The organism is Paraburkholderia aromaticivorans (assembly GCF_002278075.1).
GTDB lineage: Bacteria > Pseudomonadota > Gammaproteobacteria > Burkholderiales > Burkholderiaceae > Paraburkholderia > Paraburkholderia aromaticivorans.
Genome location: NZ_CP022990.1, coordinates 1835637 through 1853431, shown reverse-complemented (window position 1 = coordinate 1853431; position 17795 = coordinate 1835637). Strand labels below are relative to the sequence as shown.

Below are 17795 nucleotides of genomic sequence, written 5' to 3'. Positions count from 1 at the left end.
ATCATGAGGGATCAAGGTCATGGATATGCCGATGAAAAAGAAACGGACAGCAGCGTCTCAGGCAGCGGCCCGCGGGCCGCTGCCTGAACTGCCAGATGAGTTGATGGATCAACTGGTCAAAGGGCCTATGTCGCCCGGCGACGTTCAAGACCTGATGCTGGCATTCAACAAGGCCATCATCGAACGGGCGATGGGCGCCGAGATGAATCTGCATCTGGGTTACCCGTCCGGCCAGGTCAAGCCGCTCGGTCAGGTCAACGAACGCAACGGCGCCAGTGGCAAAACCGTCATGACCGACCGCGGCCCGGTTCGGGTCGAGATCCCACGCGACCGGGACGGCAGCTTCGAGCCGATCCTCATTCCCAAGCACGAGCGCCGTTTTACCGGCTTCGACGAGCGCATCATCGCGATGTACGCGCGTGGCATGAGTGTGCGTGAGATCCGCGCTTTTCTAGCCGAGAGCTACGGAACCGAGGTCTCGCCCGATTTCATCAGTTCGGTGACCGACGAAGTCATGGCCGAAGCCTTCGCCTGGCAAAGTCGTCCGCTCGAGACGATGTATCCGGTGGTGTTCTTCGACGCGCTGCGGGTCAAGATTCGCGACGGCGGCATGGTCAGCAATAAGGCCGTGTACCTGGCGCTGGGCATCCAGGCCGACGGCCAGCGCGACGTGCTGGGGCTCTGGATCGAGCAGACCGAAGGCGCGAAGTTCTGGCTCAAGGTGTTCAACGAACTCAAGACGCGCGGCTGTCAGGACATCCTGATCGCCGTGGTGGATGGTCTGAAGGGTTTGCCCGAGGCAATCGCTGCGGTCTACCCCCGTGCCACCGTGCAGACCTGCATCGTGCATTTGATCCGCAATAGCCTGGAATTTGCCAACTACAAGGACCGCAAAGCGCTCGCCCAAGCGTTGAGACCGATCTATGCTGCCGCCAGCGCAGAGGCCGCAGAGCAAGCGTTACGCGACTTCGCCGAAGGGCCATGGGGCGCCAAATACCCGATGATCGTCCAATGCTGGCAGCGTGCCTGGGAGCACGTCATACCGTTCTTCGTGTTCCCCCCGGACATTCGACGGGTGGTGTACACCACCAACGCCATTGAGAGTTTGAACATGCAACTGCGCAAGATCATCAAGACGCGAGGCCATTTCCCGAACGACGAGGCGGCCGTCAAGCTGCTCTGGCTCGCGCTACGCAACATGTTGGCGAAATCGGTGCGGAGCACCTTTGATTGGAAATCCGCGATGAACCAGTTTGCTATTCTGTTCGGTGAACGATTTACGCAGGCCCGTTGAGCACGAGGGTTTTTAACCGCCTCGCCCACGAAAATGCGGACAGGTCCGAAGTCAGCCCCAGCGGATATCATCAGCGGCGTCAACGCACCGCGCACGACAAGCCGCACCGAAGCCGCGTAAGCAACGATGCACTGCTCGCGCAAGTCAAGGCAATTCACGCGCAGGTTAAAGGCGAATACGGCTGGCCCCGCATGTGGAAAGAGTTGCTCACACAAGGCGTGCGCGTGGGTAAAGAACGGGTTCGCAAACTGATGGCGCAGCATGGCATTCGAGCTCGCCACAAGCGCAAGTACATTGCGACGACAAACTCTAACCACGATTTGCCGGTGGCGCCGAATCCGTTGGAGCGCAACTTCACCGCTAACGCACCGAACCAGGTCTGGACGACCGACATCACGTACCTGGCGACAGCCGAAGGCTGGGTCTACCTCGCGGTTATCATCGACCTGTTCAGCAGGCAGGTGGTGGGCTGGTCGATGCAGCCGCACATGAAAGCTGACCTGGTCACGGACGCATTGCGAATGGCGTGGTTCCGGCGTCGCCCTGACGCCGGCTTAATCGTGCATAGCGACAGGGGCAGCCAATATTGCAGCGGCCTGTTTCAGGACACGTTGGAGGCCTACGGTATGCGTTCGTCGATGAGCCGACGTGGAAATTGTTGGGATAATTCGCCGACGGAAAGTCTATGGGGTTCGCTGAAGGTAGCACGCATGCACGGACGACACTTCGCCACTCGGCGAGCAGCAATGGATGAGGTAATTGACTGGCTGGGCTTTTACAATGCGCGCCGGTTACAATCAACGCTCGATTACGTCAGCCCCATGACATTCGAAAAGAACTGGTTCGCAGCTCAGAGAGGCGAAGCCGCATAATCACCCAGCGATGGGATTCGTCAAACGAGGGCAAGGTCACGCACCATGACCAAGTCCATCAAAAATCAAGCATCATCACGTCCGCCCGTCGACGCACTCCAGTACGAAAAACTCGCCCTATCCGCATTCCACTTATGCGACCGGCAAGTAGACCAACTGGACACCTTGATCATACTTGCGTCCTCGATATGTAGGAATCCCGCCATCACGAGCGATGAGCGGCGGCGTCGTCAAACGCTCCTTGAACTGCTGGTGGACACGGCCGAACAGTATCAGCAGGAACTCGAATACGACCGCGAACTGTTCCAGATAATCGCACTCGATGCGAAGGGCGTCTCCCAAAGCCGCATCACGGCGCGCCACGCAGCAAACCTGTTGGCCGAGGCATCGCGGAAAGCGAAAGCATCCGAAGCCGCCGCAAGCGAGCCAAAGCGCAAAAGCTCTTCATCAAAAGGTCCAGCGACGTCAAACGCCGGCGCGGCGCAGCAACCTGCCGGTGCACCTCACTGAGCGATCGAGAAATCGCGCCAGGTTGAAAAAAGGCTATACCCCGGCCTGATCGCAATCGCCAAGGAAGACGCCGGAGCAGGGCGCGGAGAAGATCGGGCCAATCAGCCGACTGAACCTGTCGTCATACCCATTGTGCAAAGCAGCAGGTGTAGCGAATTTCAACCGGCTCGATTCACCGCTCCGCGTCAGAAACGCGCGGAAAGTGGGCCGTCTCTCGAGCGACTCGTTACGCGATCCGCTGGCGGAAGCCCAATCATGGGCGATGAGCGCGGCAAGGGAATGCCGACTGCCATCAGGCCTGATCGCCAATCGGAATGACCTCGTCTTCTTCAATCCGTCGCTCCCGGCCATCCCACCCATTGCTGCGCCGCTCCTTGACAACGACGTCATTAGACGCGCCCTCCTTCAAAGCGATATTCTGGACTCCACGCCTTCGCTTTATCCGATCCACGCGAAGGCGACTGCCACCGTCGACGCAACACCGGGCGCAATCGACGCGAGCACAAGCGCACTTGCCACAAGCGAGCGCCTGAATCCACTCCGAGGAGACATAAAATGAAAATCGCCGTACCAAAGGAAATCAAAACGCAGGAGTACCGGGTCGGTCTGACGCCGGTGTCGGTCGCCGAGTTGGTTCGACATGGCCATAGCGTCGCCGTCGAGAAAAGTGCGGGCGAGGGATCAGGCATTGCTGACAGCGACTACGTCAGGGCGGGTGCAAGCATCCAGGATTCGGTTGAGCTTCTGTGGAAGGAGGCGGAGTTGATCGTCAAGGTCAAGGAACCGCAGGCGATAGAGCGCGCGCGTTTGTCCCGCGGCCAGATCCTGTTCACGTACTTGCACCTCGCGGCCGACGCCGATCAGACAGCCGATCTGATCAGGAGCGGCGCGACCTGCATTGCCTACGAAACAGTGACCTCGCGTTCAGGCGGTTTGCCTTTGCTGACACCCATGTCGGAGGTGGCGGGGCGGCTCGCGCCACAGGCGGGAGCGCGTTGCCTCGAAAAATCGATGGGTGGCCGCGGCGTGCTGCTCGGCGGTGTGCCCGGCGTGCCACCGGCAGAGGTGGTGATTCTGGGGGGCGGCGTGTCCGGCACTCACGCGGCGACGATTGCGCTCGGAATGGGCGCGAGGGTGACCGTGGTCGACCGGTCCGCCGACGTTCTGAAGCGTCTGACAGTGCAGTTCGGCAGCGCGATCCAGACGGTCTTCTCGGTGCAGGCTCAGGTCGAGGAGCTGCTTGAAAGGGCCGATCTCGTGATCGGATGCGTGTTGCTGCCCGGCGCGGCGGCGCCGAAGTTGATCAAGCGGGAAATGTTGGCGCGCATGAAACCGGGTTCGGTGATTGTCGACGTCGCGATCGATCAAGGCGGCTGCTGCGAGACCTCGCGGCCGACAACGCACGACGCGCCCACATACGTCGTCGACGGCGTAGTGCACTATTGCGTGGCGAATATGCCGGGCGCGGTGGCAAGAACGTCGACATTCGCCCTGAACAACGCCACGCTGCCGTTCGTGGTCGACATCGCGAACAAAGGCTGGAAGCAGGCATTGCTTGACGATGTGTACCTGCGCCCCGGCCTGAATGTTCACGAAGGCCGGCTCACCTGCAAACCGGTCGGTGACGCGTTGGGGATAGATAGCTGGGACATCAGTGACGTGCTCGCCGCCTGAGTAGCTAACGCTTGGTTCGTAATCCGAGGGCAATCTGTTTCCGGGGCGGTCGCAACAGCATGCGACCTCTCGGGATTTTCTAGCGATAACGCAGTGAAACACTCGCGAGATTTATGGGAAGCGTTGCGAGGGATTTGGCACCGCGTACGGGCCAGCGTGGCGAGAAGATAAGTTTCCTATCGCAACGTTGCCTCAAAGAACCGCACCACGTCGGCGTTGAATTGCTCATGAAACGCCTCGCGGTCGAAGCTCGGCAGGCTGCTGCAAATTTCCGGCCGTGGCCGGGAAAGACGCGCATCGCAGGGGGGCAGGAAGTCGTAGTGGCCTGCGTTGGCAACAACGTGAAAGTCGGGCGCGTGGGGCAAGTTGTCGCGCACGGCCTCGTCATAGTAGGGATGCGGCTGATGACGATCGTCGGCAGCGCTCCAGAGCTGGACCGGGGCGCGAACGCCGCTTAGTCTCGCGCCGCTGAACGCAAACCCGAACGCGGGCGCCACGATAACGGCGGCCCTGATGCGCGGATCGTGGACCCAGGCGTCGGCGGGGACATTCGCGCCGATATGGAGGTCGACGCCGGCGTGCTCGAGGGCTTCACACAGATCCTGATCCGGATGAGCCTCGCAAAACGGGGCGATTGTCGAAAGATCCGGGACACCACCTAGCGCCACGAGCACGGTGAAGCCGCCGTTGGAAAAGCCAAACGCACCGACGCGCGCCGCATCCAACTGTGCGTGCCCGTGCCACTTGTCGAGCATGTAATCAACCAGCCCGTGAAGCTGGGCAGGACGGCGCCACAGTTGCAGCACCCTGCTCTGATCGTCGAAAGTGTCACCGGCGTGACTGAGCGCTGCCACGACGAAGCCTGCGTGAGCCAACGCGAGAGCCGTATCGTCATGACCGCCGTACCAGCTTCCGCCGCCGTGCGACATCACCACGAGTGGCAGGCGATTGCCAGCGATGGGTGCGTCCGCTGCCACAGTCTGGGTGAAATTGCCCAAGACGTGTGGCGTCGCCGGCGCATTAGTCGGATACCAGATGCCGGCAGTGAGCGGCGCCTCAGCACCATTCGGTATCTTGACCTCCTCAAAGCCGACATTGGCCGCGAAGACGGACGGGGCCATCAGACCCAGAAGCAGGGTGACAATGGTCAGCAATCTCACGGCGGCGTGCATCATTGTCGTCACTCAAACCGAATTGGACACGGTAGGCGCGGAGAAACGAGCAGGCATATGGATGGGCACATCGGTTGCACGGCGCCCATCCTGTCAGCCGATCGCGGGCTTACCGGCGACGCACCCGCCACATGCTTCACCGGGACGAGTGTGCGGCGCCTCAGCTCTTCAATGGCAACCAGATCTCAAGGCCGCCCATCCCACTGACGGGATCGAACTTCTCGTCGTAGCGCTCAAAATTCGGCGCGTCGGCAGGAATATGGCCCGATGCCGGCAGCCACTGATTCCAGATCGTATTCCACGTGCGCCGGATAGTCGAAACATGCTCGCGATGGCTGAACACTGCATACCGCTGCGGCGAAATGCGCAAACGGCTCAGCTCAGCCGGCAATGCCGAGAAGTCGCTCACTTCAACACCGCACAGATAATCGATATTGCCACTGTCGTCCGCGTTATAGCAAACGCCATACGCCACATTGCCGATCTGCCCCGGCACCTTGCCGAAGTAGTGACCAAACCGCTGCCACTGCGACGGAATCGCGGCACAGGTTTCGCTGGTGTAGCGCTCGCTCAGACCCGCGACGAGAAACGCTTTGCCGTCTTCAAAGCGCGGCGGTTCGAGATGGGTAAGCAGGGTTTCGTCCATTTTGATCGGCTCCACGAGGGCGAGATTGTCGAGATGACCACGCGCGCGCAGCGCGTCGGGCGTGAGCCCGAATTGCTCGCGAAATGCACGCGTGAATGCCTCGTGAGAACCGTAACCGGCGTCGATGGCGACCGCGAGGATATCCGGCGCGCCGCCTGCCAGCCGACGCGCCGCTTCGCTCAAGCGACGCCCGCGCACATAGCGCATCACCGAAAACCCCGTGGCCGCTTCGAAAGCCCTCGCCAGATGAAAGCGCGACACGCATCCGCAGTTGGCGATCTCGTCGAGCGTCAATTCGCGGGCGAAGTGGCTTTCGATAAACCAGAGCGCTTTTCCAACGGGGTTCATGTGGACTCTCATGTCAGCATGGAACCAGCATAGCGGGACGCGGGCAGCCGTGTTTGATCGGGATTGCGGTTTTCAGATGCCAAGCATGACGAATGACTGCCGTCGCTGCGAAACTCGTCTGCATCGCGAGACGTCAACGTACCTGCTCATCATAAACGACACGCGAGTCGTCTCTCTTTGAGGATGCGTTGTCGCGGATTCCGGGCGTTCTGCCATTCCCATAGTCATCGCCGTGATTCAGCCATGTCTGGTGAAAAGGCGAGTGTTTTCCTACGGATTGCTTCTCCATTGACGGTGTGTTTGTAGGAACAAAACGACGTCACAACTATTTAAGAATTATCGGATTTCCACACATTTGTATTTCCCTGGAAGTCACGGCGGCGCAGAAGGTGCGCTCGGGGCGCGTGGCGTCGCCCAGTGCAAGCAGAATGCATTCGGAAATTACAACCAGTGCAGAGGATACTGATGGTCAAGCATATGCCCTACTCGATAATTGTGACCTATGCAGAAGATCGCCAACAGTTGATCGTGCAGGCAGTTGACCCGGCCAGGCTGACTACAATCGTCGCCGGAAAACTCGAAATGCCGATAACGCTGGATGAGTTCGATTTCAAGCTTGACGACGCGTTCGCGCGACGGCTTGGAGCAGCCATGTTCAGCTTGATTGCACTAGGCCAGCCGGACATCAAGCAATACATGAGCATGACGTATGATCCGATCGACTAGACGTCGAGGCCGTTCGGCGAGGGGACCAGGCTAAGTGTGTCATAGCTGGCCGCTCAATAACTTTCTGTTGCAGTCTTATCTGTGGGCGACACTTGCTGACTGCGGCCACCTTCCTGAACCCCAGTTCCTCCTGCGTGCCCCGTCCGCAACAACACCCCGCCCAAAATCCCCGCCACCGCCGCAAAAATCGCCCCAAACAAAAACGCGACGTGATACCCGCTATTCAGCGCGGCCACGGCATCCGCAGACGACGCCTGCACTGCCTCACTCCGCGCCGCGGCAAGACTCGCCAGCACCGCAAGCCCGAGCGCCCCACCCATCATGAACGACGTATTGACGATCCCCGACGCGAGCCCTGAATCACTCGGATCGACATCGCTCATAGCCGCGAGGAGCATCGGGTTAAACGCAATACCTGCGCCGAAGCCCAGCAGAATCATCCCCGGCATGACATCGAGCACAAAACTGCCGCCAACCGGCGCGCGAGCGAACAACGCAAGACCGCAAGCCGCGACCAGCAGTCCCGCGGCCAGTGGAATACGCAGTCCAAACCGCATCACCACCCGCGCCGACAACCCGAGCGAAAAGAAGCCCATAATCAGATTAGCCGGCAGAAACGCAAGCCCGACCTGCAACGGGCGATAGCCGAGCACACGCTGCAGATAGAGCGCAGAGATAAAGAACCAGGCGAACATCGCCGCCGCCCACAGCACCCCGACCACATTTGCCGTCGCGACATTACGCAGGCGGAACAGGCCAAGCGGCATCAACGGATGCTGCACGCGCGATTCAATCACCAGGAACACGGCCAGCAGAGCCAGCGCCGCAAACAGCAAACCGAGCGTCTGCGCCGAAGTCCATCCGGCTTCATTCCCATTCACCACGGCGTACACAGCCAGCATCAGCGAAACGGTGACGGAGACTGCGCCGGCCACATCGAGTCGCTCGCCATGCGCATGACCGCGCGCGGAAGGCAACAGCGCGACACAGAGCGCGTACACGGCAATACCAATGGGCAGATTGACGAGAAAGATCCAATGCCAGTTCAGCAGATTGGTCAGCAGCCCACCGAGCAACACGCCGATGCTGCCGCCGCCCGCGCACACAAACCCGTACACGCCCATCGCTTTCGCGCGCTCGCCGGGTTCGGTGAACAGATTCATGATGAGCGACAGCGAAACCGCCGAGACGATGGCGCCCGCCACGCCTTGAACCGCACGCGCACACACCAGCAGCGCCTGCGAGTTCGAAATCCCGCAAGCAAGCGACGCGAGCGTAAACAAAGTAATGCCGATAAGAAACAGCTTGCGATGCCCATACAGATCACCGAGCCGTCCACCCAGCAGCAGACAGCCGCCAAACGTCAGCATGTACGCATTGACTACCCACACGAGGGAAGTCTCGGTAAAGCCGAGATCCGCCGCGATGGACGGCAGCGCAACGTTCACGATCGTGGTATCGAGCACGATCATGAGCACGCCCAGGCACAGCACGACCAGTGCGAGCCAGCGTTTGTTGCCGTGGATGGAATGGGTCATGCAGGCGGCTCCTTTGGCGCTGGTGGACCGGATGCCGGACGCGCCGCTGCTGAAGTCGGCAACGCGCCAAAAGAAACACAACCCGGCGCAATGCCGACCAACCAGTTGGCGACTCGTTGACGACCCGTTGACAACACAGCGTTGACGACAATGAGACTTTTCAGTCTAGCATCCGCGACTTTGGGCCAACAACTACGAGTTCCAGGGCCGCGCCGATCTCAATCGCCGCCGAGCAGTTCGTACTTCCCGCCACACTCCAGCGCCCGCTGATAAGCCGGTCTTGCATGAATGCGCTTGAGAAAATCGACCACCGCCGGAATCTGTCCTTCCATGCCGCCGCGGGCCGTGGCGGCTTCGAGCGGGAAACTCATCTGCACGTCCGCCGCGGTGAAATCGTTGCCGACGAACCAGCCGGTTTTGCCCAATTCCTGATTGATATAGCCAAGGTGCAGTTTCAACTGCGGATCGATGAAACTCGATTGCAGCGTGGCGGCGATCTTGCGGGCAATCGGCTTCGCGAAGAACGGCATCGGCGCGCTGGCAATACGCAGCGCCACGAGCTTGAGCAGCAAGGGCGGCATCGCCGAACCTTCCGCGTAGTGCAGCCAGTAGGTGTAGCGCAGCCGCTCTGGCGTGCCCGGCGCCGGCGCAAAGCGTCCCTGCCCGTATTTGCCGATCAGGTACTCGATGATCGCGCCCGATTCGGCGATTGTCTGCCCATCGTCGGTAATGACGGGCGACTTGCCGAGCGGATGCACCGCGCGCAACTCGGGCGGCGCGAGCATCGTTTTCGGATCGCGCTCGTAACGCTTGATCTCATAGGGAACGCCAAGTTCTTCGAGCAGCCACAAGACGCGTTGCGAGCGGGAGTTGTTCAGATGATGAACGGTCAGCATGGGTTAGGGATCTTGGCCAATGAAGTGTCACATCATAAGGACGTTGTGCAGAGGCGGGCCTCTAGTCGTCGCTCACACGCGTGACTTGCTGCCCATCAACTGATTCGAGGGCAGCGTTTCGTCGAGCAGCTTGCGCGCGCTTTCGATCCCGGCGACGGGCAGTCCCTCGGGGTTCAGCAAGCCGACCTGCACGAGTACGGAAGCCTGATCCCAATAGATGTGCTCGTTATAGAGCTTGTCGCCGCGAAAGCACACGACTGCCAGCATCGGCACCTCGAAATACTTACCGGTCGGCGCGACGCCGGGCAGCAGCCAGTCGATTTCGCAGCTATGCGTGCAGCTAAAAATAAATTCGTCGACGATGCGATCCGCACCGATGGTCCGCGAAATCGGAATCAGCTTCGTATCGACGGGATTCGAGTTGACGAAGTGATGCGTATAGAAGCGCTTCAGATTGTCGTGGCCGACTCCACCCGTCATGGTCGGAACGTGATTGACGTAGGGCTGCGCGACCATGGTCGGCATGACCGCATCCACGTCGCGCGTGGCGAACTCGTGGTAGCAGTGAGCTTCCCACAGCGCGTTGAGATCGTAGACCGGACCGAGCACCTTGCGCAGCAGCGCGAGCGTGCGCGAGTACGCCATCATCGCGGCGGGTTTGTCGTATTGTGCGCGCGCCGGCGCGGCGAATGCGTGATCGCAACCCGGGTACACGTATTGCTCGATTTGCGGCCGCGTGCGCAACGCGGCGCTGATCCGCTCGCGGGTTGGCGGCGGGCAGTGCGAGTCGTTTTCGGGGAAGTGAAACACCATCGGGCAGCGAATCGCCGGCACTTCGTCCAGGTACGCCTCGAGGCCCACACCGTAGTAGCTGACCGCGCAGTCGACATCGGTGCGCGCGGCGCTCAGGAACGCGAGCTTGCCGCCAAGGCAGTAACCCACCGTGCCGACTTTGCCCGCCTGTTCGGGCAGGGCGCGCAACGCCGCGATCGTGGCGGCGATATCGTCGATGGCAAGGTCTGTGTCGAACTGGCCGAGATAGTCGAGTGCCTGTTTCATGTCGGCTTCGCCATAACCGAGCGCGATGCCCGGTTTGATGCGCCAGAACAGATCCGGCACTAGCACCACGTAACCTTCTTCGGCGAAGCGGTCGGCCGTCGCCTTCATGCTGTCGTTGATACCGAAAATTTCCTGCAGCAGCACGAGTCCCGGACCCGACCCTTGCGCCGGACGCGCGACGTAGGCGTTGAACCGGCCGCCATCCTGGGCGACGACTTCGATAAAAGAGGCGGCCATGCGGTATGTCTCCGACAAGAAATGGGGGCGATGTCATCGTTCGCAACGCGCAGCGTTTGCACTGCCGGCCTCGCTGCGCGGCAGGGCATCGACGAAAACGATGGCGCGTGGCTATCTGTGCGACGCCACGCTATTTTTCACGAAATCCCGCGCCTGCGCGACCCGTTTCGTCTTCGCCCGATGTCCACCCAAGTCTCACTCCACGTCGACGACGATCTTTCCGGTGTTGGTCGCATCGACGATTGCCTTGTAGCCGAGCTCCGCGTTGCCGAGGTCGAAGCTACGCGGGTCCAGTTTCGGCATCAGCTTGCCTTCCTCGATGAGTTGCGTCGCAATCCGCAGCATCTCGCCGTGGTGCTCGCGATGTTTCCCGGTGAGCAGCGCAGACAGCGTGAACACGCCCGAATACGTGGCTTCGCGGAACGACAGCGGCGCCAGCGCATGCGTTCCCCAGCCCAATGCGCTGACAACGTGGCCGAACTGTTTAACCGCCTTGAACGATGCATCCAGCGAGGCACCGCCCACTGTATCCGCGACGAGATCGAACCCTTCGCCCTGGGTAAGCGCCTCGACATACTTGTCGACCGAATTCGCACGATAGTCGATGGGTGTGGCGCCATACGCCTTGATCAGGTCCGAGTCCCTTTCGCTGACCGTTGCAAACACCCGTGCGCCCATCGCAATGGCCAACTGAACGGAAACATGTCCGACGCCGCCGGCTCCGCCCTGCACGAGTACCGTTTGACCCGCCTTCAACTTCGCCCGGTCCGCGATGCCTTCATAAGATGTGATGAAGCTCAACGGAATCGCTGCCGCCTCTTTCATCGAGAGATTCGACGGCTTATGAGCGAGCAATCGCGCGTCCACGGCCTGAAACTGGGCGAGCGAGCCTTGCAGGCCGCCCACACCGCCCGTCATACCGTAAACGTCGTCGCCCACGCTGAACCCGGTTACGCCTTCGCCGACTGCTTCGATCGTCCCGGCCATGTCGATGCCAAGCACCAGCGGCAACGGGTGCTTCGCATGCGCCGCATTGCCCGAGCGGATTTTGGTGTCGAGCGGATTGAGTCCGCTAGCCTTGACGCGCACCAGCACCTGGCCGCGTTCGGCTTTCGGCATGGGGACGGCGGTGAGTTCCAGGGGACCGTTGTAACGGTTCAGGACAAGCGCTTTCATCGTCATGGCATTTCTCTCGGTGGTGTGTCGGAACGGCTTGATTAATGGTCGTTCATGCGAGAAAGTATGTAAATTGACGTTTTTGCACGTTGACTAAACAAAATTGCATGGGCAGGTATGGAGTGGAACGACGTTCGGATCTTTCTGGCGATTGCCCGCGAGGGGACCTTAGGCCGCGCGGCAAAGCAGGTTGGGCAGACCCAGCCGACTATCGGTCGCAGGCTGCGGATGCTGGAGGCATCGGTCGGGCAGACGCTGTTTCAGCGCACCGCGGACGGCTTCGTGCTGACGGAGGAGGGCGCCGCCGTACTCGCGGCTGCCGAGCGGATGGAGGACGAGGCGCACGCGTTCGAGCGCGCGCTGGCGGGAAAACAGCAACAGCTCACCGGCCTGTTGCGGATCTCGTCTTCGGACTGGTTCGGGGTGCATGTGTTGACGCCGGTCGTGGCGGAGTTTCTTCGTGCGAACCCGTTGGTGTCGATCGAACTCGTGACCGATTCGCGGCGCCTCAATCTGGCGCGCCGCGACGCCGATCTGCTGTTCCGCATCACGCCTTTCGATGAGGCCGACGTCATCCAGCGAAAGTTCATCAAAATGGATTACGCGCTGTACGGCCCGTCGAACCTCGTTCCCCCGCAGCGCGGCGACGGCGCGGGATACGCGCTGCTAACCATGGACAGCGCCTTCGAAACGCTGCCCGACGTGAAATGGCTGCGTCAAATTTTGCCGAACGCGCATGTGGCATTCGGCAGCAACAACCGCGAGGCGCAGGCGCGCATGTGCGCCGAACGAGGCGGGCTGGCCGTGCTGCCTTGCCCGTTGGGCGACAACACCGCGGGGATTGAACGCATCGACCTTGGGGAAGCACCGCCAGGACGAGATGTCTGGTTCGGCTACCATCGCGACCTGCGCAGGTTGGGCAGATTGCGGGCGTTTCTCGACCTCGCAATCGACCGGATATCGAACGTCTGATCCCATGCCAACTGGCTGCTCGGGCAATGCGGGCTAGGCCATCGTGCGCAACTCGAAGCGTTTGAGCTTGCCGGTTTCGGTGCGCGGCAGGGCATCGATGAAGACGATCTCGCGCGGATACTTATATGGCGCCACGCTGTTTTTCACGAAATCCTGCAATTGCGCCACCAGTTTGTCGTCCGCGACATAGCCGGGATTGACCACGACGAACGCCTTGACGATCTGCCCGCGGGTTTCGTCGGGCACGCCGATCACACCGCATTCGGACACCGCATCGTGTTGCAGCAGGACGCTCTCCACTTCGGGGCCGGAGATGTTGTAGCCGGCGGAGACGATCATGTCGTCGGCGCGCGCCTGATAGAACACGTAGCCGTCTTCGTCGAGATAGACGGAATCGCCGGGCAGATTCCAGCCGTCGCGCACGAACTTCTTTTGCCGTTCGTCGGCAAGATAACGGCAACCGGTCGGGCCACGCACCGCGAGTTTGCCGATGGTGCCGGGCGCGACCGGTTGCATGTCGTCGTCCACGGCCTGCACGACGTAACCCGGCACCGCGCGGCCGATAGCATGCGGGCGAATCTCATCGCCTTGCGCCGAGATGAAAATGTGGATCAGCTCGGTGCCGCCGATGCCGTCGATCATGTCGATCCCAGTCGCGTCGTGCCAGAGGCGCCTTGTCGAATCCGGCAATGACTCCCCCGCGGAGACGGTTTTCTTCAAGGTCGAAACGTCGTGGTGCGCAACCAGCGGCGCCATTTGCCGGTAGAAGGTTGGCGCGGTGAACATGACGGTCGCGTGAAAACGCTCGACGGTCTGCAACAACGTCTCGGGCGTGAGCTTCTCGATCAGTACCGTGGAGGCACCCACCCGCAGCGGAAAGCACAGCAGGCCGCCGAGGCCGAACGTGAACGCGAGCGGCGGCGTGCCGCAAAAGATATCGCTCGAGGTGGGCTTGAGCACATGGCGCGGGAACAGATCGCACATGGCCACGACATCGCGATGAAAGTGCATGCAGCCTTTCGGCGCGCCGGTCGTGCCGCTGGTGAAAGCGATCAGGCAGACGTCGTCGGCGGCGGTGTCGCAGGCGGTGAATTGGTCGGACTTGTTGATCGCGAGCGTGTCGAGCGAATCGGCGGCGTCGTCGTGGAACAGGCGCGTTTGCTTCAGGCCCGCGCAGAAAAACTCGTCTTGCGGGTCGGTGCAGCGCGCCAGTTCGGCGGTCAAGCGGGCGTCGCACAATGCCGCGCCGACCTGCGCCTTGTCGATGATCTGCTTCAGTTCCTTGGCTCGCAGCAGAGGCATGGTCGGCACCACGACGAGGCCTGCCTTGAGCGCCGCGAGCGCGGTCACCGCCATATGCAGCGTGTTCGGGCCGCGCAGTAGAACGCGGTTGCCCGGCCGCAATCCCATTTCGTCGACCAGCACGTGCGCGCTGCGATTCACGAGCGCGAGCAGTTCACCGTAAGTCGTGGCGCGCGGCGTGCCGTCCACATCGGACCAGATCGCGGGACGATCGCGGTGGCCCGCTTCGATGGTCCGGTCGAGCAACTCCGTCGCGCAGTTCAGGCGCGCCGGATAGGCAACGTCGGGGTTGTCGAGCAGAAAGACGGGCCACTGATCCTGCGGCGGAAGATTGTCGCGCGCGAAGGTATCGACGTGTGCTGACGGTTCCATCATGGTCTCCCGGGCGTTGAGCCGGCTAGATGCGCTTCGGTTGGCTTGGCGGCTTCGTGGTTTCGTGGTTTCGTGTCGCGTGCTGTGTTGCTCTGTTACTGCGGGACCACGGCGGTCGCCTCGATTTCGACTTTCGCTTCGTCTTCGATGAGCGCGACCACCTGGACCGCGCTCATCGCGATGTCGTAGTCGCCGATCAGCTCGCGAAACGCGCGGCCGATGTCCTTCAACGACGCGAGATATTCGCGTTTGTCGGTGACGTACCACGTCAGTCGCACCAGGTGCTCGGGCTTGCCGCCCGCTTCGTGCAGGACGGCGAGCACATTCTTGAGCGCCTGGATGGCTTGCGCGGCGAAGTCGGTCGTCTGGAAGCGCGCCTGTTCGTCCCAGCCGATCTGGCCGGCAATGAACACCTGCGTGCCGCTCGCCGCGACGCCATTCGCGTAGCCACGCGGCTTGACCCAACCAGCGGGGAGAAGAGCTTTTTTCATGAGCGATGCGCCTCAATGGAGTCGGGGTGCGGGGCGAACGTCGCGAGCGTGCTCGCAATGTCGGTGGGAATATCGATGGAGGTGCCGCTTTCGAGCGAGGTCGTCACGAGCACCTGTTTCGCGCGGAAACGCGTTTCGCCGTTGCAATGGCCGACGATCTCGATGCTGATCGAGCGCCGCCCGATAGCCGCGACATGAAGTGCCAGCGTGATTGTTTCGCCCATCTGGCTCGGCCGCGAAAACTCGCACTCCAGTTTGACGATCGGCAAGCCGACGCGGCGCTGTGCGATCATCTGCGCGTAGTCGATGTGCAGGCCTTCGTTGAACCAGTCTTCGACCAGTGCGTTGGTCATCACCAGATATTGCGGGAAGAACACGATGCCCGCCGGGTCGCAATGCGAGAAGCGGATACGCACGGGCCGTTCGAAACACGCGTTCATTTCGCGTTCGCTCCGGCGGTTGCGGCAGCATGCGCTTTCAACAGATCACGCCCCACAATCAGTTGCTGCACTTCGGTCGCGCCTTCGTAAATGCGCAGCGCGCGAATCTCGCGGTACAGCATCTCGACGGCCGTGCCGCTTTGCACGCCCATGCCGCCGTAGAGTTGCACGGCGGCGTCGATCACCTGTTGCGCGCCTTCGCTTGCGTGCCACTTCGCCATCGCGGCTTCGCGTGTGACGCTTTCGCCTTGATCGCGCAACCACGCCGCGCGATAGACCAGCAATGCGCTGCTGTCGATGGTCAAGGCCATCTGCGCGAGTTTGGCCTGCGTCAGTTGAAAGTCGCCGAGCGTCTGCCCGAACATCTTGCGCGACGCGGCGCGCGCGAGACCTTCGGCCATTGCATGACGGGCGAAGCCGAGCGACGCCGCCGCCACCGACGTGCGGAAGATATCCAGCGTGCGCATGGCGAGCTTGAAACCTTCGCCGGGCGCACCGAGCATCTGGCCGCGCGGCACGCGTGCGCCGGCAAAGTGCAGACGCGCGAGCGGATGCGGCGCGATCACGTCGATGCGCTGCGCGATCTCCAGTCCCGGCGTATCCGCGTCCACGATGAATGCGCTGATGCCGCGTGCGCCCGGTGCTTCGCCGGTTCTCGCGAACACCACGTAGAAATCGGCGATGCCGCCATTGGAGATCCACGTCTTGTCGCCGTCGAGCACGTAGGCGTCGCCGTCTTCGCGAGCGCAGAGCGCCATGGCGGCGACGTCCGATCCGGCCTCGGGCTCGGACAGCGCGAACGCCGCGATGGCAGTGCCGTTGGCGACGCGCGGCAGATAACGCGTCTTTTGTTCGTGGGTGCCGCCGAGCGAGATGGCGCCCGAACCGAGTCCTTGCATCGCCAGCGCGAAGTCCGCGAGCCCTGAGTGTTTGGCGAGCGTTTCGCGCAGCAGGCAGACGGCGCGCGTGTCGATCGTGTCGCCGTGGCCGCCGTAGGCTACGCCGCCCACGCCGTATTTCAACCAGCCTGCCGCGCCGAGTTCACGCACCAGGTGACGACACGTTGCATCGACGTCCTTGTGGTCTTCGTGCTTCAGCTTTTCGCGGCACCACGCTTCAATACCCGCGGCCAGTTCGCGATGACGAGGCTCGAAAAACGGCCACGCCAGCGCGCCATGCGGATCCAGTTCGGTGTTGGCGCTCAATTCAATCTCCCTCGAACACCGGACGCGACTTTGCGGCAAACGCGCTATAAGCGCGCTCGAAATCGCGGGTGCTCATGCAGATCGCCTGCGCTTGCGCTTCCGATTCGATCGCTTCGTCGATGCTCATGCTCCATTCCTGATGCAGCATCTTCTTCGTGATGCCGTGCGCAAAAGTCGGGCCGGCGACAAGATCCGCGGCGAGCTTGTGCGCTTCTTCGAGAAGCGCGGCGGGTTCGCACAGGCGGTTATAGAAGCCCCATGTGTGGCCTTCGTCGCCGCTTGCCGAGCGACCGGTGAAGAGCAGTTCGGCGGCGCGCCCCTGACCGATGATGCGCGGCAGGATCGCGCAAGCGCCCATATCGCAGCCGGCGAGGCCAACGCGCGAGAACAGGAAAGCGAGCTTGCTGCGGGCCGTGCCGAGCCGCATGTCGGAGGCCATCGCGAGGATCGCGCCGGCGCCGGCACAAACCCCGTCGACGGCGGCGATCACCGGTTGCGGACAATGGCGCATGGCTTTGACGAGATCGCCGGTCATACGCGTGAAGAGCAGCAGTTCCGGCATGGGCAGATCGATCAGCGGCGCGATGATGTCGTGCACGTCGCCACCGGAGCAGAAATTGTCACCTGCGCCGTGAATCACGACGGCCTTGACGTCGGTTGCAAAGGTCAATTGCCGGAACAGGTCGCGCAACTCCGCATATGACTCGAAGGTCAGCGGGTTCTTGCGTTCCGGCCGGTTGAGGGTGATCGTCGCGACCTTGCCGGCGACCGACCAGCCGAAGTGCCGTGCTTCGTAATCCGCCAGCGTGAGGCGGTTGCCGGCCAGCAGCGCGTCGGCATTGGATCGTGTCATGAATGTCTCCTC

The 17795-nt window shown here is 61.7% G+C and carries 16 protein-coding genes and 1 pseudogene; 6 read left to right on the top strand and 11 right to left on the bottom strand.

The window, feature by feature from the left end; all coding sequences use genetic code 11:
- Positions 1-25 precede the first annotated feature (25 nt).
- From CJU94_RS27975 to ald, 4 genes and pseudogenes are all read left to right on the top strand, one after another.
- Complete coding sequence (locus CJU94_RS27975) at positions 26-1294, top strand: IS256 family transposase (protein WP_425272189.1); 1269 nt, start codon at positions 26-28, stop codon at positions 1292-1294.
- Positions 1295-1341: 47 nt separating this feature from the next.
- Positions 1342-2166, top strand: a pseudogene (locus CJU94_RS27970) (IS3 family transposase); the annotation flags it as partial.
- Positions 2167-2211: 45 nt separating this feature from the next.
- Entirely contained in the window at positions 2212-2676 is a 465-nt protein-coding gene (locus tag CJU94_RS27965) for a hypothetical protein (RefSeq protein WP_095421855.1), read from the top strand.
- A gap of 555 nt (positions 2677-3231) precedes the next feature.
- Positions 3232-4350, top strand: coding sequence for an alanine dehydrogenase (gene ald, locus CJU94_RS27955; RefSeq protein ID WP_095421853.1), 1119 nt, complete (start codon positions 3232-3234; stop codon positions 4348-4350).
- Between the two features lie 176 nt (positions 4351-4526).
- Here ald and CJU94_RS27950 read toward each other — a convergent pair whose 3' ends face one another.
- Together CJU94_RS27950 and CJU94_RS27945 are read right to left on the bottom strand one after the other, a co-directional pair.
- Positions 4527-5525: an alpha/beta hydrolase family protein gene (locus tag CJU94_RS27950; RefSeq protein ID WP_244221000.1), complete on the bottom strand. Its 999-nt coding sequence runs from the start codon at positions 5523-5525 to the stop codon at positions 4527-4529.
- A gap of 157 nt (positions 5526-5682) precedes the next feature.
- Entirely contained in the window at positions 5683-6516 is an 834-nt protein-coding gene (locus CJU94_RS27945) for an AraC family transcriptional regulator (RefSeq protein WP_095421852.1), read from the bottom strand.
- Positions 6517-6981: 465 nt separating this feature from the next.
- Here CJU94_RS27945 and CJU94_RS27940 point away from each other — a divergent pair, with 465 nt between their 5' ends.
- The gene (locus CJU94_RS27940; RefSeq protein ID WP_095421851.1) at positions 6982-7242 is read left to right on the top strand and encodes a hypothetical protein; all 261 of its coding nucleotides are present in this window, start codon (positions 6982-6984) and stop codon (positions 7240-7242) included.
- A 53-nt stretch (positions 7243-7295) separates the two neighbouring features.
- Here the strand turns inward: CJU94_RS27940 and CJU94_RS27935 are convergent, their stop codons facing one another.
- The 4 genes from CJU94_RS27935 to CJU94_RS27920 all read right to left on the bottom strand — a co-directional run bounded on the left by CJU94_RS27935 (position 7296) and on the right by CJU94_RS27920 (position 12154).
- Positions 7296-8780, bottom strand: a complete 1485-nt coding sequence (locus CJU94_RS27935) for a DHA2 family efflux MFS transporter permease subunit (protein WP_095421850.1) — start codon at positions 8778-8780, stop codon at positions 7296-7298.
- Positions 8781-8998: 218 nt separating this feature from the next.
- Complete coding sequence (locus tag CJU94_RS27930; protein ID WP_095421849.1) at positions 8999-9676, bottom strand: glutathione S-transferase; 678 nt, start codon at positions 9674-9676, stop codon at positions 8999-9001.
- A gap of 72 nt (positions 9677-9748) precedes the next feature.
- Positions 9749-10972 (bottom strand): dienelactone hydrolase family protein, encoded by a 1224-nt coding sequence (locus tag CJU94_RS27925; RefSeq protein WP_095421848.1) that lies wholly within the window; start codon positions 10970-10972, stop codon positions 9749-9751.
- Positions 10973-11167: 195 nt separating this feature from the next.
- Positions 11168-12154 (bottom strand): zinc-dependent alcohol dehydrogenase family protein, encoded by a 987-nt coding sequence (locus CJU94_RS27920; RefSeq protein WP_095421847.1) that lies wholly within the window; start codon positions 12152-12154, stop codon positions 11168-11170.
- A gap of 111 nt (positions 12155-12265) precedes the next feature.
- On the opposite strand from CJU94_RS27920, the gene CJU94_RS27915 reads away from it, so the two are divergent.
- Positions 12266-13120 carry a LysR family transcriptional regulator gene (locus CJU94_RS27915; protein ID WP_208645374.1) on the top strand — a complete coding sequence of 285 codons (855 nt, stop codon included), beginning with the start codon at positions 12266-12268 and terminating at the stop codon, positions 13118-13120.
- Between the two features lie 33 nt (positions 13121-13153).
- Here the strand turns inward: CJU94_RS27915 and CJU94_RS27910 are convergent, their stop codons facing one another.
- From CJU94_RS27910 to CJU94_RS27890, 5 genes are all read right to left on the bottom strand, one after another.
- The gene (locus CJU94_RS27910; protein ID WP_095422828.1) at positions 13154-14794 is read right to left on the bottom strand and encodes an AMP-binding protein; all 1641 of its coding nucleotides are present in this window, start codon (positions 14792-14794) and stop codon (positions 13154-13156) included.
- Positions 14795-14889: 95 nt separating this feature from the next.
- Complete coding sequence (locus CJU94_RS27905) at positions 14890-15285, bottom strand: RidA family protein (protein WP_095421845.1); 396 nt, start codon at positions 15283-15285, stop codon at positions 14890-14892.
- A complete protein-coding gene (locus tag CJU94_RS27900) occupies positions 15282-15725 on the bottom strand; it encodes an acyl-CoA thioesterase (RefSeq protein WP_095421844.1) in 444 nt (147 codons plus the stop codon). The genes CJU94_RS27905 and CJU94_RS27900 overlap by 4 nt, the downstream gene beginning before the upstream one ends.
- On the bottom strand, positions 15722-16930 hold the full coding sequence (locus CJU94_RS27895) for an acyl-CoA dehydrogenase family protein (protein WP_095421843.1): 1209 nt from the start codon (positions 16928-16930) through the stop codon (positions 15722-15724). Before CJU94_RS27895 ends, CJU94_RS27900 begins: the two co-directional genes overlap by 4 nt.
- A 1-nt stretch (position 16931) precedes the next feature.
- Positions 16932-17783, bottom strand: a complete 852-nt coding sequence (locus CJU94_RS27890) for an enoyl-CoA hydratase family protein (protein WP_095421842.1) — start codon at positions 17781-17783, stop codon at positions 16932-16934.
- Between the last annotated feature and the right edge of the window lie 12 nt (positions 17784-17795).

Excerpts from the sequence above, each read along its gene's own strand:
- CJU94_RS27975 (WP_425272189.1), top strand. The coding sequence starts at position 26 with ATGCCGATGAAAAAGAAACGGACAGCAGCGTCTCAGGCAGCGGCCCGC.
- CJU94_RS27965 (WP_095421855.1), top strand. The coding sequence starts at position 2,212 with ATGACCAAGTCCATCAAAAATCAAGCATCATCACGTCCGCCCGTCGAC.
- ald (WP_095421853.1), top strand. The coding sequence starts at position 3,232 with ATGAAAATCGCCGTACCAAAGGAAATCAAAACGCAGGAGTACCGGGTC.
- CJU94_RS27950 (WP_244221000.1), bottom strand. The coding sequence starts at position 5,525 with ATGATGCACGCCGCCGTGAGATTGCTGACCATTGTCACCCTGCTTCTG.
- CJU94_RS27945 (WP_095421852.1), bottom strand. The coding sequence starts at position 6,516 with ATGAACCCCGTTGGAAAAGCGCTCTGGTTTATCGAAAGCCACTTCGCC.
- CJU94_RS27940 (WP_095421851.1), top strand. The coding sequence starts at position 6,982 with ATGGTCAAGCATATGCCCTACTCGATAATTGTGACCTATGCAGAAGAT.
- CJU94_RS27935 (WP_095421850.1), bottom strand. The coding sequence starts at position 8,780 with ATGACCCATTCCATCCACGGCAACAAACGCTGGCTCGCACTGGTCGTG.
- CJU94_RS27930 (WP_095421849.1), bottom strand. The coding sequence starts at position 9,676 with ATGCTGACCGTTCATCATCTGAACAACTCCCGCTCGCAACGCGTCTTG.
- CJU94_RS27925 (WP_095421848.1), bottom strand. The coding sequence starts at position 10,972 with ATGGCCGCCTCTTTTATCGAAGTCGTCGCCCAGGATGGCGGCCGGTTC.
- CJU94_RS27920 (WP_095421847.1), bottom strand. The coding sequence starts at position 12,154 with ATGACGATGAAAGCGCTTGTCCTGAACCGTTACAACGGTCCCCTGGAA.
- CJU94_RS27915 (WP_208645374.1), top strand. The coding sequence starts at position 12,266 with ATGGAGTGGAACGACGTTCGGATCTTTCTGGCGATTGCCCGCGAGGGG.
- CJU94_RS27910 (WP_095422828.1), bottom strand. The coding sequence starts at position 14,794 with ATGGAACCGTCAGCACACGTCGATACCTTCGCGCGCGACAATCTTCCG.
- CJU94_RS27905 (WP_095421845.1), bottom strand. The coding sequence starts at position 15,285 with ATGAAAAAAGCTCTTCTCCCCGCTGGTTGGGTCAAGCCGCGTGGCTAC.
- CJU94_RS27900 (WP_095421844.1), bottom strand. The coding sequence starts at position 15,725 with ATGAACGCGTGTTTCGAACGGCCCGTGCGTATCCGCTTCTCGCATTGC.
- CJU94_RS27890 (WP_095421842.1), bottom strand. The coding sequence starts at position 17,783 with ATGACACGATCCAATGCCGACGCGCTGCTGGCCGGCAACCGCCTCACG.